This window comes from Corallococcus sp. 4LFB (assembly GCF_046520365.1).
GTDB classification, from domain to species: Bacteria; Myxococcota; Myxococcia; order Myxococcales; family Myxococcaceae; genus Corallococcus; species Corallococcus caeni.
Genome location: NZ_JBKGHJ010000402.1, coordinates 1 through 7,839, shown reverse-complemented (window position 1 = coordinate 7,839; position 7,839 = coordinate 1). Strand labels below are relative to the sequence as shown.

Here is a 7,839-nt window from a genome sequence, read left to right as displayed (position 1 = left end):
CGGCCCGCCCTTGGCCGAGGCGGCCGGGGGTGGCGCGGAGGCCGCTCGCGCGGAGGGCGCGGGTGACGGCACCGCCGCCACCACGGGCTCCCCCTTCGTCTTCACGTCGATGAAGCCGTTGAGACGCGCGAACATGAACAGCGCCTGGTTGATGAGCGCGTCGCGATCCGACCCCATCTGCTGGGCCATCTCTTCGTACGTCTCCCACAGGTGCTCGGCGATGCCGACCTTGCGTGCGGGACGGGAGTTCTGATCGATCATCGGTCTTGGCTCGGGAAATGCTGGACGTAAGGGACGATAGCAGAGCCGGCCGGCGCGCCCAGTTACTGGAAGGCCCGGAGATACTGGAGGTTCTTCGCGTTGTCGCTGATGGACTCCAGCGCCACCTGGAGGATGCCGTCCGCCGAGGGGTAGGCGATGAAGGCCAGGCTGGAGCCCTCCACGTCCGTGGCCACCACGGAAGCAGGCAGGGTGTAGACCGCCAGGTTGCTCGCCGAGCCGGTGTCCACCCCGAAGACGAAGCGGCGGAAGCGCGGCAGCAGCGTCACCACGTAGCGGTCACCGGCCACCAGCCGGCTCTGCGCACCGATGGTCGCCGTCATCGTGAGCGTCAGCGGCGCGGGCACGTAGGTGGTGGGCGACTTGGGCGGATCCAACCCCAGGTCGAAGTCGTCCGGGTGGGCGTAGTAGTCCAGGAAGCTGGAGACGGTGTACGGCTCGTTCACGTCCAGCCGCTGGATGAACGAGTCGCTGCTCTCCGCGCCCGCGTAGAGCAGGTAGGGCTTCACGTTCGGACCGGCCCGCACGGAGAAGAGCGGGTACGAGGCGCAGGGCTCCACCGCGGTGGCGATGGCCGGGTCGGACAGGTCCGGGTAGAGCCGCGTGAGGCCGTTGCCCTGGTCCTCCAGGCGGAGGATGGGGATGGCCGTCTCGCAGGCGCCCGCGTTGTTCGCCAGCACGATGGAGTCCCCGGGCACCACGCCTCGCGACGTCGCCAGGGTGGTCTCGATGAGGAGCGGAGCCTCCTCCACGGTCAGGTCGCGCGCGAGGCCCGTCAGGCCGGGCAGCGCGCCCTGGAAGACGAAGCGGTAGGTGCCGTTGGGCACCGTCCCGCTGCACAGGAACGCCGTGGCGTTGGTCGCGTCCTGCACCTGGGGGCAGCCCGGCTCCGACACGGTGATGGCCTGGAACTGATCCGCGCGCACGGCCTCGTTGCTGTCGCGCAGCTCCGCGGCCACCGACGCCTTCAGCGGGCCCGTCTTGGGGTCGCGGTCCAGGTTGAACGCGCGCCGCTCGTCCGCGCGGAACAGGGTGATCTCCCCGCTGGAGGACGGCACGATGCCCAGCAGCGGCACGGGGGTGGTGTAGGCCACGCCATCCGACAGCAGCTCGCGGACCTCCAGGCCCGTGCGCAGCGTGAGGCCCGTGGGCAGGCCCGCGGACGGCCTCAGGGTCAGCATGGGCGCGCCGGTGATGTCCCGGGCGAGCACCGGCGCCGTGGAGGGCGCCAGGGGATCCGGCCCGTTGTCGAGCGCGATGACGCCCTCGCAGTCCGTCGAGTTGCACGTCAGCTCGTCCAGCACCACGTACACGAAGCGGCCCGCGGGCACGGTCTCGATGCACACCGTCGTACCGGCATCCTGGCTCTTCTCCTCACTGCCCGCCGGGCACTTCCCATCCACCTTGGCTTTCATCACGCCGAAGCTGGGGTGCGTGGCCACGAGCCGCGCCGGGATGTCGATGAGGTCCGTGTACGTGGGCACCGCGTAGGGGACCGGCCGCGGCCGCTTGTACGGAATCTCCACGGAGGCCCCGTCCGCGGCGGCACGCACCAGCCGGCTGGTGCCGGACACGTTGCGGATGGCGAGCACCAGCGAGTCCGTCACGTTGGCCCGCGCGGCAGCGTGATCATGGACAGCACGGTGTCCGCCGGCTTGAGGCAGAACACGGGCAGCGCGGGCGGCAGCGCGGCCGCGTCGAAGCCCTCCGGGCCGGGCAGGTCCTGGCGCATCACCACGCCGCCGCCGAAGGGGCCGCAGAGCTGCTCGGCGGCCTCCGGGCGCGTCTGGAGCGCGTAGTACAGGACGCTCGGAGAGCCGTCCGCCACCGGGGCGTGCGCGGCGAAGGCGGTGATGAGCTGGCCCGTCGCCAGGCGCGTCACTTCGTTGAGGCGCGCGCGGTCCGCGGCCACCACGGAGATGCCGCGGCCGCCGGAGCTGCGCGCGTAGATGTACGGGCCGGACACGTCGTTGCCGGTGGCGTCGTAGCCCACGTCGCGGATGAGCGAGTCGGGCCGCGCGATGACGGGGATGGCCAGGGGCTCCAGCGGGTTCGGCGCGGGGAGGAACTCACGCGGCGAGCGCGTCAGGTCCAGCACGCGCAGCTCATCCCGGTCCTGCGAGGTGACGAAGACGAGCTGGTTGGAGAGCACCACGTCGTACGTGCCGGACAGGCCGGCGGCGCCCGCGGTGGAGGTGGTGTCGGAGCAGGCGAGCGCGAAGCTCGCGCCGCTCAGCAACAGGGCCGCAAGAAAGCCGCGCTTCAAGGTCAGTTCTCCTGGCACACGCTGGTGCCCTGGTTCGGATCGCGCTGCTGCTGCGTGCCCAGCCTCGCCACCAGCCTCGCGTCCTGGGGGCGCGCGAGGTCGGGGATGTCCACGATGGACACCTGTCCGTCACCGAAGTTGGTCACGAACAGCCGCGCCGCGTTCGTCCCGGCCGGGTTGTCCACCGCCAGCCCGAAGGCCTGCGACGGGTTGCTGGTCTGGTTGAGGGCGTTGACGAGCGGCACCTGCGCCACGACCTGCCCGAGCGCCTCGTCGTAGAGGGACACCGCGCTGTCGCCGGTGCTCGTCACCGCGAGGATGTTGGTGTCCGTGTTGGACGTGCCCGGCGTCCGCTCGATGAGCTGCATGTCGCTCACGCCGTCCGGCAGGGGCACCGCGGAGACCACGCGGAAGAAGGGCTGCGTGGCGGCGGTGCCCGGCACCGCGTCGTATTCGAAGTCGAGGGTGAGCAGCGTGTCCGGGCCGCGCGCCAGCATGTACAGCCGCTCGCGCACGAGGTTCGGACGCGCCGCCCGCTCCTCCGCCGTCACCGGCCGGGGCACCACGCGCGCCGCGCGCGCCTCGCGGATGCTGAAGACCGACTGCAGCGCGGGCTCCAGGATGATGCCGGGCTCGTTCTTGTCCACCAGCCGCAGCACGAAGTTGGCGGCCACCGTGCCGTTGATGCCGGCCACGAAGTTGCGGCCCGTCACGTAGAGGTAGCCTGCGCCCACCGTCACGGAATCCGAGCCGCCGTAGAGGTAGCCGTCGGGCGACAGCGGGATGAAGCCCAGCGTGTCACGCGTGGGGTTGTCCAGCTTCACCGTGGCCAGGTAGTTCTCGAAGTTGGTGCTGGACTTCGCGGGCGAGTCCGCCGCCTCGGAGTGCGTCACGTACAGCGTGCCGCTCGCCGCATCCACCGTCACGCCGATGGGCGACGGGGCCCGGGGCAGGTCCGGCCGGCCCGCCTCGCTCAAGGACGCCGGGATGTCGTCGGTGAGCGACAGCGCGCCGTCGCGGCAGTCCACGCCGCCCTGCACGCAGTTGAGCACCGGCGCGCCGTTGGCATCCAGGCTCACGTCCACCGCGTGCAGGTCGTTGCCCTCCGCGCGCGAGGGCACGAACAGGCGCGGCAGCCCGCTGGCCGGGTTCACCCACAGGCCCAGCTCACCCGCGAAGCTGCGGATCTGCACGAGCGACTCGTCCGCGGACGCCAGGTCCTCGAAGGCGAGCGCGGACTCCGGGAGCACACTGCCCAGGTGGGGCACCGTCACCGGCTGCCCGTCCACCTGCGTGGTCAGTGTGTCCAGGTTCAGTGCCACGACCGAACCGGAGTCGTAGCAGTTGTCGAAGTTGGCGTTCGCGACGAAGAGGTAGCCGTTGCTCGCCGAGGGCCCTCCCGCCGTCGGAGGGCGCCAGAACGCCACCCCGCTGGGGTACACGAAGCGGGTGGATGGAGGCGGGTTCGGTTCGGATTCGATCGAACACGCTCCGAGGAGCAGCAGCGCGGGGGTCAGGAAATGGAGGCGCATCAGAGGGGGGCGGAGTGTAGGAACGACGCCCTGCGCCGGGCAACTGAATAGGGCTGTCACTATTCCCGGCCGCCCTCCTCCCGACATCCCTCCCCCCCGCACGGACGGCGTGCGCCGCTCCCCTGGCGGGAAAGCGGGCACGCGCCAGCGGTGAACGGGCGACCGGGCCTCAGGCCGCCGCGGCGGTTTCGGCCTGGATCTTGGAAAAGTCCGCCACCTGGTTGAACAGGGCGCCAATCTCCGTGAGGAACCGGATGCGGTTCTCCCGCAGGTCCTTGTCCTCGGCCATCACCATCACCTTGTCGAAGAAGGTGTCCACGGCGGGCTTCAGGCCGGTGATCTCCTTGAGCGCTCCGGCGAAGTCGTCCGCGCGCACGCGCTCGCCCACCTTGTCGCGGGCCTGGGTGAAGGCGGTGTGGAGGTTCTTCTCCGGCTCGTCCGTGAAGCGCTGCGGGTTGGTCTGCCCGCCCGCCACGTCCCGGCCCTGCTTCTCCACGATGTTGACCACGCGCTTGAACGCCGCCGCCAGCGGCTGGAAGTCCGAGTGGCCCACGAGCACGCTCAGGGCCTCCAGGCGCTTCTTCGCCGCGACGAGGTCGTCGAAGCCCACGGCCAGCACCGCCTCCACGACGTCCGTGCGGTGCTGCTCGCCCCACAGCGCCTTGAGGCGGCCGCGGAAGAACTCCAGCACCTGCTCGCGCGGGGCCGCCTCACCCGGCTTGCGCTTCACGTTGGCCAGCTTGGGGGCCAGGAGGCGCAGCGCCTCATCCACCGCGGCAGACAGGCTGAAGCGGTACCCGCGCCCCAGCACGATGCGGATGATGGACAGGCACGCGCGGCGCAGCGCGAACGGATCCGCCGCGCCCGACGGCGCCTTGCCGATGGCGAAGATGCCGCACAGTGAGTCCAGCCGGTCCGCCAGGCCGATGAGCGCGCCCGCGTCCTGCGACGGCAGCGCGTCCTCGGCGCCGCGGGGCAGGTAGTGCTCGAAGATGGCCAGCGCCACCGCGTCGGGCTCGCCGCCCGCCTTCGCGTACTCGCGGCCCATCACGCCCTGGAGCTCCGGGAACTCGCCCACCATGCCGGTGACGAGGTCCGCCTTGGACAGCGTGGCGGCGCGCTCCACCGTGGCCGCCTCCCCTGCCCTGCCCGTGGCCTGGGCCAGGAAGCCCGCCAGCGCACGGAAGCGCTCCACCTTCTCCAGGTACGTGCCCAGCTGGCCCTGCCACACCACGCGGCCCAGCTTCTCCACGCGGTCGGCCAGCGGCGTGCGCCGGTCCTCGTCGAAGAAGAAGCGCCCGTCCGCGAGCCGCGCCGCCAGCACGCGCTGGTAGCCGCGCAGGGACAGCTGCTCGTCGCGCACCGGCGTGTTGGACACGGCGATGAAGCGCGGCAGCAGCTTCCCCTTCGCGTCCGTCAGCGAGAAGTAGCGCTGGTGGCTCTTCATCTCCTGCACCAGCACCTCCGGCGGCAGGTCCAGGTGGCGCTCCTCGAAGCTGCCCACCACGGGGTTTGGCAGCTCCACCAGGTTCGTCACCTGGTCCACCAGCCCCTCGTCCTCCAGCAGCCGAGCGCCCGCCGAAGTGGCGGCGGCGTTCACCTTGCGCACCAGCTCCGCGCGGCGCTTGCCGATGTCCGCCAGCACGTGCGCCTTCTCCAGCGCGGCCTCGTAGTCCGCGGGCGCCTTCAGCGTGATGGGGCCCGGCGCGAGGAAGCGGTGGCCGTAGGTGGTCCGTCCGCTCTTCACGTCGCCCAGCACCACCGGCAGCTCCGTGTCGCCCAGGAGCGCCACCAGCCACTGCACCGGGCGCGCGAAGGCCGTGTCCACGTCACCCCAGCGCATGGACTTCTTGAAGTTGATGCCGTGCACCGCCGCGTGCATCGCGTCCTGGAGGATGGCCCCCGCGGGGCGGCCCTTCTCCTCCACGCGCGCGGAGAGGTACTCACCCTTGGCCGTGGTGGTGCGGCCGAGCGCGTCCACGGACAGCTTGAGCGATTCGGCGAACTTCTCCGCCGCCTTGGTGGGCTTGCCCTGCGCGTCGAAGGCGGCCTTGGCGCTGGGCCCCAGCACCTCCTTCGTGATGTCCTCGCCCGCGCCCGCCACGTCGCGGACCCAGACGGCCAGCCGGCGCGGCGTTCCGAACGTGCGCACCTCGCCGTGCTTCAGGCGGGCGTCGGCCATGCGCTCGGTGAGCACGCGCTTCAGGTCCTCCAGCGCGGGCACGATGAACGACGCCGGGATTTCCTCGGCCCCGACCTCCAGCAGCAGATCACGCGCCACGGGACACCTCCGCCTTCTCCTTCTTCTCCACCGGCTTGTTGAGCTGCACCGTCTTCCAGTAGTCGCTGGCGGGCTTGCCCTCCAGCACCGGCGGCTGCTCACCCACCGTCCACGGCGTCTTCGTCAGCGGGAAGCCCAGCCGCTCGCGCATCTGGAGATACCCTTCCGCGCACAGGCGCGCGTTGTCACGCACGCGCTTGATGAAGTTGGCGCGCTCGGTGACGGAGATGGCGCCGCGCGCGTCCAGCAGGTTGAACGTGTGCGAGCACTTCAGCGCGTAGTCGTACGCGGGCAGCGGCAGGTGGCGCTCGATGAGCCGCTTGCACTCCTTCTCGTACGCGTCGAACAGCGTGAAGAGCATCTGCGGGTCGGACTCGTGGAGGGCGTACTTGCTCATCTCCACCTCGTTCGCGTGAAACACTTCGCGGTACTTCACGCCCTTGACCCACTCGATGTCGAAGACGTTCTCCACGTTCTGCAGGTACATGGCCAGGCGCTCGAGCCCGTACGTGAGCTCCGCGGCCACGGGGCGGCAGTCGAAGCCGCCGCACTGCTGGAAGTAGGTGAACTGCGTCACCTCCATCCCGTCGCACCACACCTCCCAGCCCAGGCCCCAGGCCCCCAGCGTGGGCGACTCCCAGTCGTCCTCCACGAAGCGGATGTCGTGCTCCAGCGGGTCCATCCCGATCTTCCGCAGCGACTCCAGGTACAGCTCCTGGACGTTCTTGGGCGCGGGCTTGAGGATGACCTGGAACTGGTGGTGCTGGAACAGGCGGTTCGGGTTCTCACCGAAGCGGCCGTCGGCGGGGCGCCGCGAGGGCTGCACGTAGGCGACGTTCCAGGGCTCGGGACCGAGCGCGTGCAGGAACGTGTAGGGGGCCATCGTGCCCGCGCCGACTTCCGTGTCGTACGACTGGGTGACGATGCATCCCTGGTCGGCCCAGTGCTTCTGGAGCGTGAGGATGAGGTCCTGGAAATACATGATGGCGAGTCCTTCTCGCAGTGCGTCGAAGGCGGAGGCAGAACGCGGCGGACCCTAGTGAGGGGGTCCAGGAGCGTCAAGGACGGCTGTCAGTCCACGTAGGCCGGGAGGTCGACCAGTCGAATCTGCAGCTTCGTCACCTCGCCCGGACGGATGGGAGCGGACAACAGCTTGCTCGTTCCGCCGGGGTCCTGCGGGTCCACCACGCGCAGCCGGTACGTCCCGATGGGCAGGGGGAACTTGATCAGCGGGGACGTGCCCAGCTGCGTGGCGCCGTCGAACACCGCCGCGTTCTTCGGCACCGTGTAGAGCGTCAGCCAACCCAGGCCCGCCTTCGCCGCGCCCTTCGAGGTGGAGGTGTCGAGCACCTCCGGGTTCTCGGCCTGCGTGACGGTGGTGACGGGCTCCGGAGCCCGCTCCGAGGGCTCGGGCTTCGCGGGGGCGCGGCTCGGCCTCGCGCCACCACGGGCGTCGGCGGGGAGTGACGGCCGGAGCGCTG

At 70.7% G+C, this 7,839-nt stretch carries 5 protein-coding genes and 2 pseudogenes; all 7 read right to left on the bottom strand.

Annotated features, from left to right (window positions below; genetic code table 11):
• Positions 1 to 261 (bottom strand): annotated as a pseudogene (locus ACLEQD_RS31935) (FHA domain-containing protein); the annotation flags it as partial.
• A 62-nt stretch (positions 262 to 323) separates the two neighbouring features.
• Entirely contained in the window at positions 324 to 1,886 is a 1,563-nt protein-coding gene (locus ACLEQD_RS31930) for a hypothetical protein (RefSeq protein ID WP_410389281.1), read from the bottom strand.
• The gene (locus ACLEQD_RS31925; protein ID WP_410389280.1) at positions 1,883 to 2,545 is read right to left on the bottom strand and encodes a hypothetical protein; all 663 of its coding nucleotides are present in this window, start codon (positions 2,543 to 2,545) and stop codon (positions 1,883 to 1,885) included. The genes ACLEQD_RS31930 and ACLEQD_RS31925 overlap by 4 nt, the downstream gene beginning before the upstream one ends.
• A gap of 2 nt (positions 2,546 to 2,547) precedes the next feature.
• Positions 2,548 to 4,077 carry a hypothetical protein gene (locus ACLEQD_RS31920; RefSeq protein ID WP_410389279.1) on the bottom strand — a complete coding sequence of 510 codons (1,530 nt, stop codon included), beginning with the start codon at positions 4,075 to 4,077 and terminating at the stop codon, positions 2,548 to 2,550.
• Between the two features lie 169 nt (positions 4,078 to 4,246).
• The gene (glyS, locus tag ACLEQD_RS31915) at positions 4,247 to 6,358 is read right to left on the bottom strand and encodes a glycine--tRNA ligase subunit beta (protein ID WP_410389278.1); all 2,112 of its coding nucleotides are present in this window, start codon (positions 6,356 to 6,358) and stop codon (positions 4,247 to 4,249) included.
• Positions 6,348 to 7,340 (bottom strand): glycine--tRNA ligase subunit alpha, encoded by a 993-nt coding sequence (glyQ, locus tag ACLEQD_RS31910; RefSeq protein WP_410389277.1) that lies wholly within the window; start codon positions 7,338 to 7,340, stop codon positions 6,348 to 6,350. The genes glyS and glyQ overlap by 11 nt, the downstream gene beginning before the upstream one ends.
• 89 nt (positions 7,341 to 7,429) lie before the next feature.
• Positions 7,430 to 7,839, bottom strand: a pseudogene (locus ACLEQD_RS31905) (serine/threonine protein kinase); the annotation flags it as partial.

What these genes read in the sequence shown, in the direction of transcription:
- ACLEQD_RS31920 (WP_410389279.1), bottom strand. Translation starts at nt 4,077, where the DNA reads ATGCGCCTCCATTTCCTGACCCCCGCGCTGCTGCTCCTCGGAGCGTGT.
- glyQ (WP_410389277.1), bottom strand. Translation starts at nt 7,340, where the DNA reads ATGTATTTCCAGGACCTCATCCTCACGCTCCAGAAGCACTGGGCCGAC.